Raw genomic sequence first — 19,881 nt, 5'->3', positions numbered from 1 at the left:
TATTCTAGAACTGTGTGGAAGTCGAGAAACGGAAGGTTTCGGTGCGATCGTATTCTTCGGAACCAATGATCTGGCTAAGATCGAAACGAATTGGCCCCATGGGCGATCTCCAGTGGATGCTGACACCTGCAGATGCACGCAATCTCAGCTCATCAACGATATTCGGATCAGTCACCCCTTGATCAGTTACCGTGTACCGGTCATCGAGCGCGCCCAGCGTTCCGACATCCACGAACAGTTCGGTGCGTATACCGTATTGTTCCGGAAGGAAGTTTGGCACCGTCAACTGGACTGTACCGATCGCATAAAAATTGCCACCCAGAGCATCCTGAGTTGTCAGGTCTCGCGGACCAAGACCGGCCGTTTCAAATCCGCGGAAGCTGTTGCCACCCTTGAAGAAGCGATCATTGATCCGAATTGGATCGCCACCCCATCCACTAATATATCCTGCCGAAGCGGTGGTCGACACGATCCAGGAAGGCGTGATGCCCCAATAGGCCGACACGTCAGCTTCGGTCTTGAGATAGTTTACGTCCCCACCAATACCAGCAAGATCCTGGCGCAGGGTTCCCGTCCAGCCCCGGGTCGGCCGTATCGGGTCATTCCTGCGGTCGACCAGTAGCGTGTAGCCCGCCGATGAGTTGAGGAACGACCCGATTTGGTCGCAAAGCGCGTTGGAACCTGCGCCATTCACTCCACAAAACCCATTAGGAACAATAACTTCGTCGCTTTTCAGGAAATAACGACCACTCAACAAAGTGTAGCCATTGAGAGGATAGGATAGCCTCAGGCCACCACCTGTCGAACGGTAGTCGTAAGACGAGAACTCACTGAGGTCGTACCGTGAGTGGAATGCATCAAAGCCGGCGCGCAAGTCGCGCCCCAGGAATTTCGGTTCCGTAAAGCGGAAGTCGACTTGTTGGCGCAACGCCCCCCATTCGACGCGGGCCACGACGTTCTGACCCCGACCTCGAAAGTTGCGCTCCGTGATGCCCAGGTTGACCACGAAACTATCGACCGAGCTGAAACCGGCACCAACCGAGAGCTCGCCGGTGGGCTGTTCCTCGACCGTAACGTTGACAACCGAACGGTCAGGTGCCGAACCACGCGCCTCCTCGACCGTGACGTCCTTGAAGAAGCCCAGAGCCCGCAGATTATTACGAGACCGCTCCAGCAGGGTTCGATTGAAAGCGTCACCCTCGCTCAATGTCAGTTCGCGCCGGATGACGTTGTCCAGGGTGCGCGTGTTACCAACGATGTTGATGCGGTCGATGTAAACTCGCTGCCCCTCCTTCACATTGAAGGTGACATCGACGGTATCGGTTTCCGGATTGGCCCGGAAAGTGGGTTCGATTTCCACGAAGGCGTAGCCCGCCGACCCCGCCGCAAATGTCAGGGCGTCCACCGCCGTCTCGATCTTGTCGCTCTCATACAACTGACCGGAAGCGATGGGCAAAAGCAGCTTCAGAAAATCAGGATGAAGGCGGTCGTTTTCAGTGACGATGTCGATCTCGCCGAAATTGTACCGATCGCCTTCGTTGACAGTGATGGTTATGCCAAACGCGCTGTCGTCAGGCGCGAGCTCGCTGATCGCCGACAAAACTCGGAAGTCATAATAGCCACGATTGGTGTAGAACTTGCGCAATTGTTCGCGGTCGTAGTCCAAACGATTTGGATCATAGTTGTCGTTGGACGTGAACAGCTTGTACCAGGCCGACTGCTCGGTCACCATGACCTCACGAAGGTCATTGTCGGAAAAGGCGCTGTTGCCCAAGAAGGTTATAGACCGAACGCCTGTTTCAGGACCTTCATTGATCTCGAAAACCACATCTACACGGTTCTGATCCAGCTGGACCAGCTTGGGCGTCACGGTTGCCGAGATACGGCCCGACAAACGATAAAGTTCGACGATCTTTCCAACGTCTTCCTGTACGCGGGCCCGGGTATAGATACCGCGGGGTCGAATAGTGACCTCTTCCGTCAACTTGGTAGTGGCAATCGCGCTATTACCTTCGAAGGTCACCTGGTTGATGATCGGGTTCTCAACGATCTCGACAATCAGGTCACCGTTCTGAACGCCCAGTTGGACATCGGCAAACAGTTGCGTGCGGGTCAGGGTACGCACCGCAACGTCCAGAACCGCCGCATCGACCGTGTCGCCCGGCTGGATCGGCAGGTAGGACAGGATGGTTGTCTGGTCGATGCGCTGGGCCCCGCGCACCAGGATGCGGTTGATGACCAGCCGCTCCTCTTGCGGCTGTGGCGCAGCCTGAACCGCAGTGGCGTTCTCGACGGTGATCGGGCCGGTCGCTGGCGCGGTCTGGGCAAAGGCGGGACTGGCAAGCCCCGCCGCCAAGGCGATAGCCATCAGGCTGGGGCTCAGGCCGCGGGCGAAACGGAGGGTGGACGCATCGTGTCGGATCATACGGGAAACCATCGGGGGCTGGCGTCGGCTCATGCGAGCCCGCCGAGGAATTTGAACAGGCTCAGCTTCTGCAGGTCGTTCCAGGTGGCGAACAACATCAATCCCGCCAGCAAAGCAAGACCGACCCGGTAGCCGACCTCCTGAACGCGCGCGGGGACTGGCCTGCGTGCCACAGCTTCATAGCCGTAGAACAACAGATGGCCCCCGTCGAGGACGGGAATCGGCAGGAGGTTTAGAAAGCCCATTCCGATCGAAACTATGGCGCCGAAATAAATCAGCGTCAGGACGACCGCCTGAACCTGGGTACCGAGATCAGTCGAGACCGACGCCGCCTGCTGGGTGATGCCACCGGCGGCTTTGGCGATCCCAACCGGACCGTTCAGCAGGTCGCCTGATTCTTTGCCGGCAAAGATGCGGCCCAGATATGTGACGGTGCCATTCAGTGTGGAGCCAAAAATGTCGGCACCCTTTTCAGCAGCCTGGATCGGATTGAGGCGGCGAGAAGTGACGTCCTGCGGCAGCGCCCCAAGAGCCAAGCCAATTCGGGCCACACGGATGCGGCCAGCCACGGCATTATCTTCCATTTGACGTAAGGGCGTTGCGACCAGGGTCACAAGCTGGCCAGCCCGCTCAACAGTGAAAGTTACAGGATCATTGGCGCTGAGCACCACCGCCTGGGTGACCTCGGCTCCCTCCTGAACCGCACGGCCGTTGACCGTCAGAATCAGGTCACGAGGCTGGAATCCGGCACTCGCGGCCGGGCTGTTGGGTGCAACGGCCATGACGCGAGGCGCGGCGATCTGCTCGCCTACGACGCTGAACAACAAGGTCAGCAGCACCATGGCCAGAACGAAGTTGGCCGCAGGCCCCGCAGCCGTGATCAGTGCGCGCTGCCAGACTGGCTTGAAGTGGAAATAGTCGCGCTCGGCTCCGGCCCCTTGGTCGGTCACCAGGCGCTGACGCAGTTCAGCCAACCCAGCTGCATCGGGCACGCTGGCGGCGTCCAGATCCCCGGAAAACTTGACGTAACCCCCCAGTGGCAGCCAGGCGAAGCGCCATTCGGTGCCGTGTTTGTCCGTGCGGCTGAAGATCGCCTTGCCGAAGCCGATCGAAAACCGGTCGATTTTCACGCCGCATGCCCGGGCGACCCAGAAATGGCCCAGCTCATGGATCGTGACAATCGTCGTTAGCACAACCAAAAAGGCCGCGATCGAGATCAGTATCTGGCCGATGAAGGCGATCATTCGGTCGTCATCTCCCCGTGACGGCTCACGCCGCCTTGTTCAGCCTGAGAACGACCGCTTCGGCCGCCTGCCTGGCCATCTTGTCGATGGCCAGGGCAGAATCGCAGGCATCCCCATGATCAGGGAGCGTAACCGATCCCGTCATCTGTTCCACGGTGTCGGCGACGACTGCGGCAATATTGAGAAAGGCCAGTCGCCGATCCAGAAACGCCAGGGCCGCGACCTCATTGGCGGCGTTGAAGACGATGGGTGCTATGCCCCCGGCCGTCAGCGCCTGACGTGCCAGAGCCAGGGCCGGAAACCTGTCTTCGTCCGGGGCCTCGAACGTCAGCCGGCCAAGAGCGGCGAGGTCCAGCTTTGGCGCCTTCCAGGCCAGGCGGTCAGGCCAGGCCAGGGCGCAGGCGATCGGCGTCTTCATGTCTGGTGGCCCCATCTGGGCCAAGGTCGAACCATCGACGTATTCGACCAGGCTGTGGATGATCGATTCAGGATGGACGACCACGTCGATCCGCTCGGCGGGCATGTCGAACAGATAGGCCGCCTCGATCATTTCCAGGCCCTTGTTGGCCATGGTCGCGCTGTCGACCGAAATCTTGGCCCCCATGCTCCAGTTGGGATGCGCGACGGCCTGTTCGGGCGTGATGGCGGTCAGGGCAGAACGCGGCATGGTGCGGAACGGCCCACCCGACGCGGTCAGGATCAGTCGCGCGACCTGTTCCGGTGCCTGATTGGGAAACACTTGAAAGATTGCAGAATGTTCGGAATCGACCGGGATTAACCGACCGCCAGCCGCCCTCACCCGCTGGATCAGAGCCGGGCCGCAGCAGACAAGGCTTTCCTTGTTGGCCAGGGCCAGGGTCGCGCCGGTCGTGGCCGCCGCCCAAGCCGACCGCAGTCCCGCCGCGCCGACGATGGAGGCCATGATCCAGTCCGCAGGTCGGGTCGCAGCCTCGACTACGGAGTCGTCGCCTGCTGCGACCTCGATGCCGGTGCCCGCCAATGCGTCACGCAAATCGTTAAGCCGCGTAGGGTCGGCCGTCACGGCAATACGCGGCTTCCAGCGCCGGGCCTGTTCGGTCAGACGGGCGATATTGGCCCCGCCGGTCAGAGCCTCGACCTCGAACGCGCCCGTCCCTGACCGCTCGGCCTGATCCATCAACTCAAGCGTCGAACAGCCGACCGAGCCGGTGGAACCCAGGACTGTGACCCTTCGACGAATCATGCGCCGCCACCCCAATGAATGGCGATCAGACGTCCACACGCGACCACGACGACTGCGAACATCAGACCATCCACCCGGTCCAGCAGACCTCCGTGCCCAGGGATCAGATTGCCGGCGTCCTTGACGCCATAACGGCGCTTCAGCGCCGATTCCCACAGGTCACCGGCCATGGTGGCGACGGCGGCGGTGAAGCCCAGCAGTGCTCCCCAGACCGCGCCTAGTCCCATGTCGGGCCAGAACGAGAACCACACCGGAAATCCGCCTGCCATGATTGCGCCGGCCATGGTTCCGGCTGCCAGCCCCCCGATGAAGCCGGACCAGGTCTTGTTGGGCGAAAACCGCGGCCACAGCTTGGGCCCGCCAATCAGACTGCCGGCCAGATAGGCCATGATGTCCGACGACCAAGCGATCACGAAGGCAAAAACTGTCCAGGCCAGGCCGATGGCTGTATCGCCGTCTCGCAACCAGATCAGCAGAACCGCAGGCCAGCCGAGATAAAGCACACCATAGGCGGCATCCAGCGCCTCCTGCCCCCGGCTGCGGGCATAGACGCCCGCCGCCATTGCGCCGAACACAAGCAGCACGAGCGCCAGCGACAGCTGGTTGGCATAGGCGGAAATGACACCCGCCATCAGACCGAAACCGACCGCTCCGGCCATGACCCGCCAGGCGCGTGAGGCACTCATGGTCGACCATTCGACGGCCAACAAGCCGCAAGCCAGCAGCATCAACCCCAGGAACCACAGCCCACCGAGCCAGATCGCCAGAACGGCGGCCGGGGCCAGCACGATCGCAGAGGCGGCTCTCAGCCCGATGTCACCGGCGCGAACCGCCATCAGCCGGTCGCGAGCGCCGGAGCGGTCGACGATGCTACGCCTCCGAACCGACGGTCCCGGTTCAGATACTGCTGCACCACATCGGCCAGAGCGGCTGGCCCATAATCGGGCCACAGCACATTCTGATAGACCAGTTCGGCATAGGCCGCTTCCCACAACAGAAAGTTCGAAAGCCTCTGCTCACCTGACGTGCGCACAATCACATCCACCGGGGGCGCGCCTGCACCGGACAAACCAAGGGCCAGTGCTTCCTCGTCCAGGGGACCTGTCGCCTCGCCAGCCAGCACGCGCTCGACATAGCGCTGGGCCGCATCGACGATGTCGGCGCGGCCGCCGTAGTTGAAGGCCACTTGCAGCAGGAATCTGTCGTTGTGCGCCGTCGTGGCCTCGGCTCGCTCGACGATGGCGGCGATGTCGGCGGGCAGGCCCGTGCGGCGACCCAGGACGCGCACGCGGACGCCTTCCTTCTCCAGCCGCTTGAGGTCGCTGGCCACATAGGAGCGGACCAGACCCATCAGATCGATGACTTCTTCCGCCGGACGCCGCCAGTTCTCGGTCGAGAAGCCGAACACCGTCAGGCAGCGGATGCCGAGCTCGGGCGCGGCCTGGACCGTGCGCTTCAAAGCCTGCACGCCCTCACGGTGCCCCATGGCGCGCGGCAGACCACGCGCTTCAGCCCAGCGCCCGTTGCCGTCCATGATCAGGGCGACGTGGTGGGGGCCGGGTTTGCCGGACGGGACGGAATAGGCGGGACTGTCCATGGGCACAGACAGGTCGGACGTGGGCGTCAGAGACGGGGCGTCAGACCTGCATGATCTCCTGTTCCTTGATCTTCAGGGCCTCATCGACGCGCTTGATGGCGGCATCGGTGTCCTTCTGGACGTCGGCTTCCATCTTCTTCTGCTCATCCTGGCTGATGTCACCGGCCTTTTCGGCCTTCTTGAGATCGTCATTGGCATCGCGGCGCACGTTGCGAACGGAAATCTTCTGCTGCTCGGCATATTTCCCGGCCAGCTTGGCCAGTTCCTTGCGGCGCTCCTCGGTCAGGGGCGGCACGGGGATGCGCAGGGTCTGACCGTCCACGATGGGGTTCAGGCCCAAGCCTGCGGCGCGAATCGCCTTCTCGACTGGGCCAACCATCGACTTGTCCCAGACGCTGACCGAAATCATGCGCGGCTCAGGCACGCTGATGGCTGCGACCGAGTTGAGCGGCGAGTTGGAGCCGTAGGCCTGCACCTGCACCGGATCCAGCAGGCCGACGTTGGCCCGACCGGTCCTCAGGCCATTGAACTCTTCTTTGAGCGCGGCGACTGCCTTGTCCATGCGGTCGCGGTAAGTCTTCAGGTCGGGCTTGGCCATGGTCGGTTTCTCTCGTCGTTTCTTGTCGTGCGCCAGCGGGCCGGTCAGGCGGCCTTGTCGGAGGACGATATCACGGTGAACGTGCCTTCGCCCGTCAGAGTACGCCGGAGCGAATTATCTTCCCGGATCGAGAAGACCACGATCGGGATGCCGCTGTCACGCATCAGGGCGATCGCCGAGGCGTCCATGACCTTCAGGTCTCGCGCAAGGACGTCATGATAGGTCAAAGTCTCGTACCGGGTCGCCGATTTGTCCTTCTTGGGATCGGCCGTATAGACGCCGTCCACGCTGGTGCCCTTCAGCAAGGCATCGCAGCCCATTTCGGCGGCACGCAGGGCGGCTCCGGAATCGGTCGTGAAGAACGGCGCACCGACACCGGCGGCAAAGATCACCACCCGCCCCTTCTCGAGATGACGCAGGGCCCGACGGCGCACATAGGGCTCGGCCACGGCATTCATCGTCAGGGCGCTCTGCACCCGCGTCTGGACGCCGATCTTCTCGAGCGCCGCCTGCATGGCCAGGGCGTTCATGACCGTGGCCAGCATGCCCATATAGTCGGCCGTGGCACGTTCCATGTCGCCAGCCGCCTTGGACAGGCCCCGGAAGATGTTGCCGCCGCCGATAACCAGGCAAATCTCGATGCCTTCACGCGCGACATCCGCCACGGCCTGGGCCACCGTCGCCACCGTCTTCTGATCGATGCCGTAAGCCTGATCGCCCATCAGCACCTCGCCCGACACCTTCAGCAGGACGCGCTTGTATCGGAACTCTGAGGGGGCGTCGGGCATGCGGGACCTTGGGGCAAACGGATTCGGCTCCTTATAGGTAGGGCCGCGCCGGGATTCAAAGCCTACCAGCAGTCCGCGCCGATTCCCGGTGCCCTGATTGCCAGCAAAATACGGCTACGCTGCTCGGCCGTCATGGCCCCCGACCGCTCCAGGATGCATCCGACCACGGTGTTGGAGTTTGGGGCCAGCAGACCATAGCGCAGGCCGCTGGCGTCCAGCTCAGCCCTCGCCCGCGCCAGATCGGCGGGCGCGGCGGCGACCGCCGCCGGGTCGTTCGTGATCAGCGTCATCTCATGCAGCGCCTGACCCGAACTGGGGAAGTCATAGGCGTCCGGATCATAGACGGCCACACGCGCGCCCAGACGATCGCCATCCGGCAGATCCGGATCGAACTTGGCGTTCTGGCTGGCTGAAAAGGCGATGGCCGCCCCGCTCTCCGGCACGACCAGGATATAGGCGTGGCGCGGGAACATCAGATAATGCGCCGGCCATTTGGTGACGCGCACCCACGGATCGCCATCGGGGCCCAAGGCATGCGCCCCGACATAGACGCCGGATGGCAGGGTCCGACCGTCGATCCGGCCGAACCGCTTCAGAATGTAGTCGGCCATCACGTGGTCCAGCAGGAACACGCCCTGTTCGGCTTCGCGCCCGAAATGACGGTGAATGTCGTCGGCAGACGGATTGGAGCCGAGCTCTCCGCCATGAACGGCCGCAAACGCTGTGGCCGACACGGCGCGTCCGTCCGCCGGGCTGAACCACAGGCCGCGCACCTCGTCGATCATACGATCGGCGGGATTGCTGCCCCGGAACGTCGTCAGGCTGAGCGTCAGGTTCACCAGGGCGAACAGGACGACCAGGCCGACCGCGGACTGGAACAGGATCAGCGCCCATTTGCGCCAGCCATGCAGAGGGTGACGCGCATGGCGGACGCGGTCCAGTGCCTTGGCCCCTGTCACCTTCAGCCGCGCGCGCCCCCGACCCTGCATCTGCCTAGAGCCGCAGGATGACCGTCTCCACGATGGGGCGACGATCCCAGATCTGCTGGCTGGCCTTCTTGAGCGCACGCGACACAGCCTGCTCGATGACCATTTCGTCTTCCAGGGCTGGGCCCTTCAACTTGCCGACCGCGACCTCAACCCGTTCGGCCAGATCGTCTAGCGCATCACCCAGCGGACGCTCCGCATCACCGGGCAGGCCGATGGAGCGGACGTCGATGTCGCTAACGATCTTGCCGCGCTTGTCCATCGCAAAGCTGACGATCAGCACACCGTTGTTGGAGGCATGACGACGCTCGTGCATCGCCTCGCCCTGTTCGGTCACCAGGCGACCGCCGTCGACATACAGGCGGCCATGCGGCACCTCGTCGATGATGGCGGCGGGTCCGGGGGCCAGGCGCACCATGTCGCCGTTGCGAGGCTGCACCGTCTCGGCCACGCCCAGATCCTTGGCCAGATTGGCATGTTCGGCCAGGTGGCGGCGCATGCCGTGGGTGGGCACCGCGATCTTCGGCCGCGCCCAGGCGTACATCTGCTTCATCTCATCGCGGCACGGGTGGCCAGAGACGTGGACGTGCGGGTGATCCTTCTCGGTGTAGAGCCGCACCCCGCGGTCCGCGAGCCGGTCCTGCAGGGCCGCGATCGAGAGTTCGTTTCCGGGAATGACCCGCGACGAGAAGATGCAGTGGTCGCCCAGACCCAGTTTGATGACCGGGTGCGTCCCCTGCGAGGCGCGCGACAGGGCGGCGCGATCTTCGCCCTGGCTGCCGGTACAGAGGTACAGGATTTCATCCGCAGGCCAGACGCGAGCTTCTTCCTCCGACAGGATGCGCTGGCTGTCACCGAACAGGCCGACGTGTTTGGCCGCCGCCGTGATCTTGTGCATCGACCGCCCGGCCAGGGCGACGCGACGCCCGGCCAGTTGCGCGGCCTTCATCACACTGACCATCCGGGCCACGTTGGAAGCGAAGCAACCGACGGCGATCCGGCCCTTCTTCAGGCTGCCGATCAGTTCGATCAGACCGGCCTGCGCGTCCAGCTCCGACCCCGCCTGCCCCTCGACGAAGACGTTGGTGGAATCGCAGACCATGGCGAGCAGGCCCTCGTCGCCAAGCTTGGTGATGGCCGCGATGTCGGTCGGCTGACCGATGACCGGCGTGGGGTCCAGCTTCCAGTCGCCTGTGTGAAAGACCGTACCCAACGGCGTCTTGATGGCCAGGGCATTCGGCTCGGCGATCGAGTGCGTCATGGTGATCATCGTCACCTGGAAAGGGCCCAGATCGATGGTCCCCGACAGCGGCACCTCGACGATCTTCACCTGATCCAGCACCCCTGCCTCGCGCAGCTTTTCGCGGATCAGGAAGGCGGTGAAGGGCGTGGCATAGATCGGAGCCTTGATGCGCGTCCACAGCCAGCCCAGCGCACCGATATGGTCCTCATGCGCATGGGTCAGGACGATGCCGCGAATATTCTCGCCGTCCAGAAACTCCGGATCGGGCACGATCACATCGACGCCGGGCGTCGACAGGTCGCCGAAGGTCACGCCCACGTCGACGATCAGATATTCGCGGTTCGTCTCCGGCCCGTAGCCGTAGACATTCAGGTTCATCCCGATTTCGCCCGAACCGCCCAGCGGTATGAAGACGAGTTCGTCGTTTGTGTTCTTTTTCATGTGTCCTTGAGGTGGGTGTTCCGCCGCCAGATTTCCAGCAGGCCGCGGATAGTAAGGTCCGGATCGAACCGGTCGATTGATGTCGTTGCGCCCTCGAACAGGCTGGCCACGCCGCCCGTTCCGATGACGGTCATGGGCGCGCCCCACTCGTCTTTCATGCGCGCTACCAGGCCTTCGATCAGGGCGATATAGCCCCAGAAGACGCCGGACTGCATGTTGGAGACGGTGTCCTTGCCGATGACTTTCGCAGGCTTTTGAATGGCGATGCGGGGCAACATTGCGGCGGCCTCGTGCAGGGCCTGCAGCGACAGGTTGACGCCGGGCGCGATGATGCCGCCCTCGAATGCCCCGTCGGCGGCCACGACGTCGAAGGTGGTGGCCGTACCGCTGTCGATCACGATCAGGTCGCCGGGATAGACCAGATGCGCCCCGATGGCATTGACCAGCCGGTCGGCCCCGGCCTCGCTGGGTTTGTCGATGCGCGCGGCGATGCCCAGGTCGACGTTCTCGCCGATGACCATGGGTTCGACGTTCAGATAGCGCCGCGCCAGGTTGCGCAGGTTGAAGATCGACTGGGGCACCACGCTGGAGATGATGCAGCCATCCAGCTGGCTGATCGACAGGTCTCGCATGGTCAGCAGCTGATGCAGCCAGACGGCGTATTCGTCCGCCGTGCGGTTGGCATAGGTCGAGGTCCGCCACTGCGCGATCCATTCGGATCCGTCATGGATCGCAAACAGGGTGTTGGTATTGCCTTGCTCGATCGCCAGCAGCATCAGGCAGCTTCCCCAAAGAAGACATCGCCGGCGGAGATCAGCCGCAGCGATCCGTCGGCCAGTCGCAGTTTCAGGGCACCGTCGGCGGCCACGCCCTCGGCCCGGCCCTCGACCGTCTCATGGCCCAATCGTGCAACGGCAGGACCGTCCAGCCCCGGCGTGCGGGCGGCCCAAGCATCGAGGATCGGCTGAAACCCCAGTGTCTCCCAGCGGTGCAGCCAGACGGCAAAGGCCTCAGCCAACTGACGCGCGGCCACCTCGATGGCCGGCGGCACGGCGACACCGGCGGCCAGATGATCGACCAGGGCCGTGGCGGGTCGCTCCGTCTCCTGCGGCGCGTGGGCCAGGTTGACGCCGATACCGACCGCCAGCCACAGACCGCCGGACGCATGCGCTCCGGACTCGACCAGAATGCCCGAGGCCTTCACGCCCGCCAGCATCACATCATTGGGCCATTTGATCGTGACCAGCGACGGCGGGGCATAACGATCCAGCAAATCGGCGACGGCCAGGGCCGCGATGAAGGTGATCTGCGCTGCCTCGGCGGGCGACCTGTTCACGACGTGGAGCAGGGTGGCAAACAGATTGCCGTCCTGACTGGCCCATTCCCGGCCGCGGCGCCCACGGCCCTGCGTCTGACGACGGGCGGTGATCCACAGCGGCCCCGCCTCCCCTGCCTCGGCCCGACGCCGCGCCTCGGCATTGGTCGAGTCGAGCTGGTCGAACAGCAGGACGGGGGCCGCGTCCACCCTAGCCGGCGTTGAAGCTGGTCGCAGCGACCCGCGTCAACGGCTCGATCCACGTCAGACCGACGATGACCAGCGGAAAGGCGAAGGCGGCACCGGCGATGGCGATCGTCCTGGCCTCGACCGGGGCGGCATCGAACGGCACCTCATCCACCGGCGGATCGAACCACATCAGCTTGATGATCCGCAGATAGTAGAAGGCGGCCACGACCGAGGCGACCAGACCGGCGGTCGCCACCATCCAGTAGCCCGCATCCACGGCGGCACCGAAGACATAGTATTTGCCCCAGAAGCCCGAGAACGGCGGCATGCCCAGCACCGACAGCGACAGCACCGTCAGGGCGATGGCCGTCACCGGCCGCGTCCGCCTCAGCCCCGCCAGATCGGCGATGGTCCGCACCGGCTTGCCGCCCTTGGACAGCGACAGCAGGATGGCGAAGAAGCCCAGCTGGTCCACGACATACAGGGTCATGAACATCAGCATGGCCTGCAGGCCCGCCTCCGTCCCCGCCGTGATACCCAGCAGGGCGTAGCCGATGTTGGCGATCGACGAATAGGCCAGCAGGCGCTGGATGTTCTTTTGCGCCAGACCGCCGAACGCACCGACGGCGAACGAAATCAGCGAGATCAGCACCAGCACCTGGGCCCACTGATCGTGCGGGCCGGCAAAGCCGTCGATCAGCACGCGCGCAACCAGAACCATGGCCGCCATCTTGGGAGCGGTGGCAAACAGGGCCACGACCGGGGTCGGCGCGCCCTCATAGACGTCGGGGGTCCACATATGGAACGGCGCGGCCGAGATCTTGAACGCCAGGCCGCAGATCACGAAGACCAGGCCGAAGACCAGACCGACGGACGGATTCTCGACCGCATAGGCCGCGATCTCCTGAAAGTTCATCGAGCCGGTGAAGCCGTAGACCAGACTGGCCCCGTACAGCAGCAGGCCGGACGACAGGGCCCCCAGCACGAAATACTTCAGGCCTGCCTCGGACGCCTTCAGGTCGTCGCGGTGGAAGGCGGCCAGCACATACAGCGCCAGCGAATGCAGCTCGATCCCGACATACATGGAGATCAGGTCGCCCGATGACGCCATCATGCCCATGCCAGCCGAGGCCAGGACGATCAGGATGGGATACTCAAACCGCGCGATCTTCGCCCGCTGCATCCAGCCGCCACCCAGCACGATACAGATCGCGCTGGACAGGAAGATGATCGCCTTGCCGTAGACGGCCAGCGGATCGGCTACATAGGCCCCGTTGAACGCCTGGCCCAACGGGCCGGTCACGGTCACGGCGGTGGCGGCGACCAGCAGGGCGACCGACAGGATCGAGACCAGGCGGGCGCTCTTCTCGCCCATGAAGGCTCCGAGCATCAGCAGCACCAGCCCACCGACGGCTAGCGTGCCTTCCGGCGCGGACAGATGAAGGGCGGGAATCAGATCTTGCATGATGGTCTCACCCGCCGATCACAGCGCGATAGGTGGCGGTCAGCGCCTCGACCGAGGCGGCGGTATAGTTCAGCACCAGACCCGGCTGGACGCCCAGCCAGATGGTCCCGACGATCAGCGGCACGAACAGCGCCAGCTCGCGCTTGTCGATATCAGCGATGGTCTTCAGCGCCGGATTGACGATCTCGCCGAACATGACGTTGCGGTACAGCGTCAGGGCATAGATGGCCGACAGGATGACGCCCGAGGCCGCCACGAAGGCCGCCCAGGTCGAGACCTGATAGACGCCGGTCATCGTCAGGATTTCCCCGATGAAGCCCGAGGTGCCCGGCAGGCCGACGTTGGCCATGGTGAACATCAGGAAGATGGCCGCGAACCAGGGCATGCGATTGGTCAGGCCGCCGTAGAAGGCGATCTCTCGCGTATGCATCCGGTCATAGACGACGCCGACACACAGGAAGAGCGCGCCCGATATCAGGCCGTGGCTCAGCATCTGGAACACCGCGCCCTGAACGCCCGTGTCGTTGCCCGCGAAGATGCCCATGGTCACGAAGCCCATGTGGGCCACCGATGAATAGGCGATCAGCTTCTTGATGTCCGTCTGACGGAAGGCAACCAGCGAGGTGTAGACGATCGCGATTACGGACAGGGCGAACACCAGCGGCGCGAACATCTGGGACGCCAGCGGGAACATCGGAATGTTGAACAGGATGAAGCCGTAGCCGCCCAGCTTCAGCAGGATGCCGGCCAGAATGACCGAACCCGCCGTCGGGGCCTGAACGTGGGCGTCCGGCAGCCAGGTGTGCACCGGCCACATCGGCATCTTGACTGCGAACGAGGCAAAGAAGGCGAGCCACAGCAGAGGCTGATAGCGGGCGTCGAAGACATGTTCCTTCAGCGCCGGAATGCTGGTCGTGCCCGCATCCTGGGCCATCCACAGCATGGCCAGCAGCATGAGGACGGACCCCAGCAGGGTGTAGAGGAAGAATTTGTACGAGGCATAGATGCGGTTCGCCCCGCCCCAGATGCCGATGATCAGGAACATCGGCACCAGGGTGCCCTCGAAGAAGATGTAGAACAGGAACAGGTCCAGCGAGGTGAACACCCCGATGACCAGCGTCTCCAGCACCAGGAAGGCGATCATGTATTCGACCACGCGGTCGGTGATGGTCTTCCAACTGGCCAGGATGCAGATCGGCATCAGGAAGGCCGTCAGCAGAACTAACAGGATCGAAATCCCGTCCACGCCCATGTGGTACTCCGCGCCGACGAACCAGACGTAGCGTTCCACGAATTGATAGGCCGCGCTGGACTGATCGAACGTACCGACCAGTACGACCGACAGAGCCAGGGTGACCAGGGTCGTGCCCATGGCAATCCAGCGCGCGGCATTGTCGGCCCCGGCCTTGTTGAGCAGGCGCGACAGCAGGATCACACCCCCGCCAATCAGCGGCAGGAAGGTGATGAGGCTGAGGATGAAGGGGATCTGGGGCAAGATCAGGCTCCCCACGAGGTGATGGCATAGGCCAGGAAACCGACCAGGCCGATCAGCATGACGAAGGCGTAGAAATAGACCTGGCCGGACTGGAAGCGGGCCAGGCCGCCGGCGAACCGGCGCGACAGCCAGGCGACGCCATTGGGCCCGCCGCCGTCGATGACCTTCACGTCGCCGACCTTCCAGAACAGGTCACCCAGCCCCTTGGCCCCGCGCACGAAGACGAAGGCGTACAGCTCGTCGAAATACCACTTGTTGTACAGGAAGCCGTGGATGACCCCGCCCCTGTCGGCCATCCGCTTGGCCATGCCTTCCTTCAGCACATAGATCCAGAAGGCGAAGGCGGTTCCGATCAGCGTCAGGATCAGCGGCGACCATTTCACCCATGTTGGTACATAGTGGCTTTCGTGCAGCACGTGGTTGGCCTCGGCCACGAAGATCGCGCCGCGCCAGAAATGATGCTCGTGATCCCCGATGAAGCTGGGCGCGAAGACCAGACCGGCAGCCACGGCCCCGATCGACAGGATGATCAGTGGCACCAGCATGACCCAGGGGCTCTCATGCGGCGTCAGCGGGCCGTGATGGGCGTGGTCGTCATGCGCGTGATCGTCGTGGGCATGAGCGTCATCGGCCAGCGGCTCTGAATGGGTTTCCAGCTGGGCGTCCGTGGCGTGGTCGTCGTGATGATGCGCGCCTTCGTCCTTCCAGACTGGCTTGTTGTGGAAGGTCATGAAGACCAGCCGCCAAGAGTAGTAGGCCGTCAGACCCGCCGCCACGATGCCGATGAAGAAGGCGAACAGGCCGAACGGGCTGTGCCCCGTCATCGCCGCCGCATAGGCGCTCTCGATGATCGAATCCTTGGAATAGAAGCCCGCAAAGCCGCCGACGCCGGGAATGCCCAGGCCGGTGATGGCGATAGTACCGATGGTCATGACCGCATAGGTGACGGGCAGCAGCTTCCACAACCCACCCATCTTCCGCATGTCCTGCTCGTGATGCATGCCGTGGATCACCGAGCCTGCGCCCAGGAACAGCAGGGCCTTGAAGAAGGCGTGGGTGAAAAGGTGGAACATGGCGGCCTGATAGGCCCCGACACCCGCCGCGAAGAACATGTAGCCCAGCTGCGAACAGGTCGAATAGGCGATGACCCGCTTGATGTCGTTCTGCATCAGACCGACGGTCGCGGCGAACATGGCCGTTATGGCCCCGATGACGGCGATGATGCCGGCCGCGACGGGCGCGTATTCGTAGATGGGGCTCAGCAGGCAGACCATATAGACGCCGGCCGTGACCATGGTTGCGGCGTGGATCAGGGCCGACACGGGCGTCGGGCCTTCCATGGCGTCAGGCAGCCAGGTGTGCAGGAAGAACTGCGCCGACTTGCCCATCGCGCCGATGAACAGCAGGAAGCCCGCCAGATCCAGCGCCGACCAGCGGTAACCGATGAAGTCCCAGCCGGTCCCGGCCTTCGACGCGATCATCGGGAACAGCTCGGCGAACTGGATCGTGCCGAACATCCAGAAGACGGTGATGATGCCCAGCGCAAAGCCGAAGTCGCCGACGCGGTTGACGACGAATGCCTTGATCGCGGCGGCGCTGGCCGTGGGCTTCTTGAACCAGAAGCCGATCAGCAGATAGGACGCCAGCCCCACCCCTTCCCAGCCGAAGAACAGCTGCATGAAGTCGGCGGCGGTGACCAGCGCCAGCATGGCGAAGGTGAACAGCGACAGATAGGCAAAGAACCGCGGCTTATCCGGGTCCTCGGCCATATAGCCCCAGCTGTACAGGTGGACGAGCGAGGACACGGTGGTGACCACCACCAGCATGGTCGCCGACAGGGCGTCGATACGGATGGCCCAGTCCGACTGGAAATCACCGACATTGATGAAGGGTGCCAGGGTGACTGTGAACGGCTCCAGCTCGCCCCAGGTCCAGTTGCCAAAGACGATCCAGGCGACGATGCAGGACACGAACAGCAGGCCGGTCGTAACGGCCTGCGAGGCCGTATTGCCGATGCGACGACCGAAGAAGCCGGCGATCGCGGCACCGATCAGGGGGGCGAAGACGCCCAGGATGACGAGGGTCTGATAGTCCACGATCAGCCCTTCATCGCGCTGGCATCGTCAACCGCGATGTCGCCACGGTTGCGGAAGAAGGTCACCAGAATGGCCAGGCCAACAGCGGCTTCGGCCGCGGCGACGGTCAGGACGAACATGGCCATGATCTGCCCCTGGACATCGTTCAAATAGGCCGAAAAGGCGACGAAGTTGATGTTCACGGCCAGCAGGATCAGCTCGATCGACATCAGGATGATGATGACGTTCTTGCGGTTCACGAAGATGCCGAAGACACCGATGGTGAACAGGATGGCGGCGACCGCCAGATAATGTGCGAGCGAAACGGCCATCAGATCAGATCCTCCGGGGTGACGCCGGCCCCGGTGGTCACGGACTTGACCTCCATGGCGGTCTTGGCATCGCGGCCGACCTGGCGGGCGATGTTCTGGCGCTTGATGTTGGGCTTGTGGCGCAGGGTCAGGACGATGGCCCCGATCATGGCGATCAGCAGCACGATCCCCGCCGCCTGGAAGAAATAGACGTAGTCGGTGTAGAGCACCCGACCGATGGCCTCGACGTTGCTCTGGTCCGCCGTCGCCGCGACCGGTCCGACCGCATCGGCCGCCGCGCCGCCGCTGGCCACCGTCAGCGAGATCACGATCACCTCGGCCAGCAGAACCGCCGCCACGATCGCCGCCAGCGGCAGATAGCGCGCATAGCCCTCGCGCAGCTTCACGAAGTCGACGTCCAGCATCATGACGACGAACAGGAACAGCACTGCAACCGCGCCGACGTAGACGACGACCAGCAGCATAGCCAGGAACTCCGCCCCCAGCAGGACGAACAGCCCGGCCGACGAAAAGAAGGCCAGAATCAGCCAAAGAACGCTGTGCACGGGGTTCTTCGCGGTGACGACCAGAAGGGCGCTCACCACGGCCACCGCCGCCAGCAGATAGAAGGCAATGCCTTGCAACATCGGAGGCCTTCGCCCCTTTCGACTATGGCGACGACTCCTTTGAAGGAATCGCGGCCCGTTTCAGCGAGTGCGCCTTACCGGTAAGGCGCGTCGAGTTCCAGATTCTTGGCGATCAAACGCTCCCAACGGTCACCGTTGGCCAGCAGTCGATCCTTGTCATACAGCAGTTCTTCGCGGGTCTCGGTCGTGAACTCCGAGTTTGGACCCTCCACGATCGCGTCCACCGGGCAGGCCTCCTGGCACAGACCGCAGTAGATGCATTTGACCATGTCGATGTCATAGCGGGTCGTGCGGCGGCTGCCGTCGGCGCGCGGCTCGGCCTCGATGGTAATGGCCTGAGCTGGGCAGATAGCCTCGCACAGTTTGCAGGCGATGCAACGTTCCTCGCCATTGGCATAGCGGCGCAGAGCATGCTCGCCCCGAAAACGCGGCGACTGCGGATTGCGCTCGAACGGATAGTTCACCGTCATCTTGGGACGGGCCATGTATTTCAGCGACAGGCCGACAGCACCGATCACATCGATCAGCAGCGCACCCTTCGCGGCCTGGACGATACGGTTCAACATCAGCGATCTCTCCTGACGCCACGGCAAAGCTCTTCCTTGCGCGGATCGTCATCCTTGGTGATCTGGCACAGCCGGGCCTTTTCGGCCTGCTGGCGCTCTATGGCCTGCTGTCGCCGCTCCCACTGGGTGGCCGAGACCGGGTCGGGTTCATAGGTCGGGATGGTGCAGGCCGTAAGCCCCAACGCCATCGTCAGGATGAGGGCACGCGTCATGCGCCCACCGCGAACACGCGCCAAGCGGCGACAAAGACCACGCAGACCAAAGAGGTCGGCAGGAAGATCTTCCAACCCAGGCGCATCAGCTGGTCATAGCGGTAGCGGGGCACGAAGGCCTTCACCAAGGCGATCATGCCGAACCAGAAGACGATCTTGGCGAAGAAGACCAGGAACAGGAGGACGTTCACCAGGAACTCCGGCCAGTCGGCCGCGAAGTCGATGGGGAAACCCGGGTTCCAGCCGCCAAAGAACAGCAGGCTGATCATGGCGCACATGAAGACGATGTTGGCGTATTCGCCAATCATGAACAGCAGATAGGGCGTGGAGGAATATTCGACCTGATAGCCAGCGACCAGTTCGGATTCCGCCTCGGGAAGGTCGAACGGAGGACGGTTGGTCTCGGCCAGGGCCGAAACGAAGAATATCACGGCCATCGGGATCATCACGATGATCGTCGGCCAGGTCCCTGCCCCGCCGCCGAAGGCAAACCAGTTCCAGATCCAGCCCTCTTGCTGAACCACGATCGAGGTCAGGTTCATCGTCCCGGCCAGCAGGATGACGTTGATGATCACCAGACCGATGGAGACTTCGTACGACACCATCTGAGCGGCGGACCGCAGCGACCCCAGGAACGGATACTTCGAGTTCGAAGCCCAGCCGCCCATGATGATGCCGTAGACGCCCAGCGAACTGATGGCGAAAATATACAGGATGCCGACGTTCAGGTCCGAGATGACCCAGCCCGGCGCGAACGGAATGGCCGCCCAGGCGATGAAGGCCAAGATGAAGGTCAGCAGCGGCGCCAGCAGGAAAACAACCTTGTCCGCCCCGGCGGGTACGACGATTTCCTTCAGCACGAATTTGAAAAAGTCGGCGAACGACTGAAGCAGGCCGAACGGCCCCACGACATTGGGGCCTTTGCGCATCTGCACGGCCGCCCAGATCTTGCGGTCGGCGAGCAGCAGGAAGGCCAGCGAGATCAGGATGCCGACAGTGACGAGCAGAATGCCGCCAGCCGTCGCCAGCGTCCAGCCGAGGGGAGAAGTCCAGAAATCCATC

The 19,881-nt window shown here is 63.4% G+C and carries 19 protein-coding genes; all 19 read right to left on the bottom strand.

What is annotated here, in order from left to right; all coding sequences use genetic code 11:
- Positions 1–4: 4 nt before the first annotated feature.
- The 19 genes from bamA to nuoH all read right to left on the bottom strand — a co-directional run bounded on the left by bamA (position 5) and on the right by nuoH (position 19,880).
- Entirely contained in the window at positions 5–2,437 is a 2,433-nt protein-coding gene (gene bamA, locus AC4PRM_RS11565; RefSeq protein ID WP_492040092.1) for an outer membrane protein assembly factor BamA, read from the bottom strand.
- Between the two features lie 17 nt (positions 2,438–2,454).
- Positions 2,455–3,669, bottom strand: a complete 1,215-nt coding sequence (locus AC4PRM_RS11560; protein WP_373257405.1) for a M50 family metallopeptidase — start codon at positions 3,667–3,669, stop codon at positions 2,455–2,457.
- 25 nt (positions 3,670–3,694) lie between these two features.
- Positions 3,695–4,891 (bottom strand): 1-deoxy-D-xylulose-5-phosphate reductoisomerase, encoded by a 1,197-nt coding sequence (gene dxr, locus AC4PRM_RS11555; protein WP_373257403.1) that lies wholly within the window; start codon positions 4,889–4,891, stop codon positions 3,695–3,697.
- Positions 4,888–5,727, bottom strand: a complete 840-nt coding sequence (locus AC4PRM_RS11550) for a phosphatidate cytidylyltransferase (RefSeq protein ID WP_492039957.1) — start codon at positions 5,725–5,727, stop codon at positions 4,888–4,890. The genes dxr and AC4PRM_RS11550 overlap by 4 nt, the downstream gene beginning before the upstream one ends.
- Positions 5,727–6,488, bottom strand: coding sequence for a polyprenyl diphosphate synthase (gene uppS / locus AC4PRM_RS11545; RefSeq protein ID WP_373257400.1), 762 nt, complete (start codon positions 6,486–6,488; stop codon positions 5,727–5,729). Before uppS ends, AC4PRM_RS11550 begins: the two co-directional genes overlap by 1 nt.
- A 40-nt stretch (positions 6,489–6,528) precedes the next feature.
- Entirely contained in the window at positions 6,529–7,086 is a 558-nt protein-coding gene (gene frr / locus AC4PRM_RS11540; protein WP_373257398.1) for a ribosome recycling factor, read from the bottom strand.
- 44 nt (positions 7,087–7,130) lie between these two features.
- Positions 7,131–7,874, bottom strand: coding sequence for a UMP kinase (gene pyrH, locus AC4PRM_RS11535; RefSeq protein ID WP_373257396.1), 744 nt, complete (start codon positions 7,872–7,874; stop codon positions 7,131–7,133).
- Positions 7,875–7,936: 62 nt separating this feature from the next.
- On the bottom strand, positions 7,937–8,863 hold the full coding sequence (locus tag AC4PRM_RS11530; protein ID WP_492039956.1) for a hypothetical protein: 927 nt from the start codon (positions 8,861–8,863) through the stop codon (positions 7,937–7,939).
- 4 nt (positions 8,864–8,867) lie between these two features.
- Positions 8,868–10,544 carry a ribonuclease J gene (locus AC4PRM_RS11525; protein WP_492039955.1) on the bottom strand — a complete coding sequence of 559 codons (1,677 nt, stop codon included), beginning with the start codon at positions 10,542–10,544 and terminating at the stop codon, positions 8,868–8,870.
- Positions 10,541–11,323, bottom strand: coding sequence for a type III pantothenate kinase (locus AC4PRM_RS11520; RefSeq protein ID WP_492040091.1), 783 nt, complete (start codon positions 11,321–11,323; stop codon positions 10,541–10,543). The genes AC4PRM_RS11525 and AC4PRM_RS11520 overlap by 4 nt, the downstream gene beginning before the upstream one ends.
- Positions 11,320–12,069, bottom strand: coding sequence for a biotin--[acetyl-CoA-carboxylase] ligase (locus tag AC4PRM_RS11515; protein ID WP_492039954.1), 750 nt, complete (start codon positions 12,067–12,069; stop codon positions 11,320–11,322). Before AC4PRM_RS11515 ends, AC4PRM_RS11520 begins: the two co-directional genes overlap by 4 nt.
- 1 nt (position 12,070) lies before the next feature.
- Positions 12,071–13,513, bottom strand: coding sequence for an NADH-quinone oxidoreductase subunit NuoN (nuoN, locus tag AC4PRM_RS11510; protein WP_492039953.1), 1,443 nt, complete (start codon positions 13,511–13,513; stop codon positions 12,071–12,073).
- Positions 13,514–13,520: 7 nt separating this feature from the next.
- A complete protein-coding gene (locus AC4PRM_RS11505; protein WP_492040090.1) occupies positions 13,521–14,999 on the bottom strand; it encodes an NADH-quinone oxidoreductase subunit M in 1,479 nt (492 codons plus the stop codon).
- Positions 15,000–15,010: 11 nt separating this feature from the next.
- On the bottom strand, positions 15,011–17,104 hold the full coding sequence (nuoL, locus tag AC4PRM_RS11500; protein WP_492039952.1) for an NADH-quinone oxidoreductase subunit L: 2,094 nt from the start codon (positions 17,102–17,104) through the stop codon (positions 15,011–15,013).
- A gap of 2 nt (positions 17,105–17,106) precedes the next feature.
- A complete protein-coding gene (gene nuoK, locus AC4PRM_RS11495) occupies positions 17,107–17,415 on the bottom strand; it encodes an NADH-quinone oxidoreductase subunit NuoK (protein WP_373257385.1) in 309 nt (102 codons plus the stop codon).
- Positions 17,415–18,041, bottom strand: a complete 627-nt coding sequence (locus AC4PRM_RS11490) for an NADH-quinone oxidoreductase subunit J (RefSeq protein WP_492039951.1) — start codon at positions 18,039–18,041, stop codon at positions 17,415–17,417. The genes nuoK and AC4PRM_RS11490 overlap by 1 nt, the downstream gene beginning before the upstream one ends.
- 74 nt (positions 18,042–18,115) lie before the next feature.
- Positions 18,116–18,607 carry an NADH-quinone oxidoreductase subunit NuoI gene (gene nuoI / locus AC4PRM_RS11485; RefSeq protein ID WP_296170376.1) on the bottom strand — a complete coding sequence of 164 codons (492 nt, stop codon included), beginning with the start codon at positions 18,605–18,607 and terminating at the stop codon, positions 18,116–18,118.
- Positions 18,607–18,819, bottom strand: coding sequence for a hypothetical protein (locus AC4PRM_RS11480; protein ID WP_373257383.1), 213 nt, complete (start codon positions 18,817–18,819; stop codon positions 18,607–18,609). Before AC4PRM_RS11480 ends, nuoI begins: the two co-directional genes overlap by 1 nt.
- Entirely contained in the window at positions 18,816–19,880 is a 1,065-nt protein-coding gene (nuoH, locus tag AC4PRM_RS11475) for an NADH-quinone oxidoreductase subunit NuoH (RefSeq protein WP_373257381.1), read from the bottom strand. Before nuoH ends, AC4PRM_RS11480 begins: the two co-directional genes overlap by 4 nt.
- Position 19,881: the final 1 nt, after the last annotated feature.

The organism is Brevundimonas sp. DW-iso22 (genome assembly GCF_058725425.1).
Note: the sequence above shows the minus strand (reverse complement) of the source record. Positions and strands in the feature narration are given on the sequence as shown.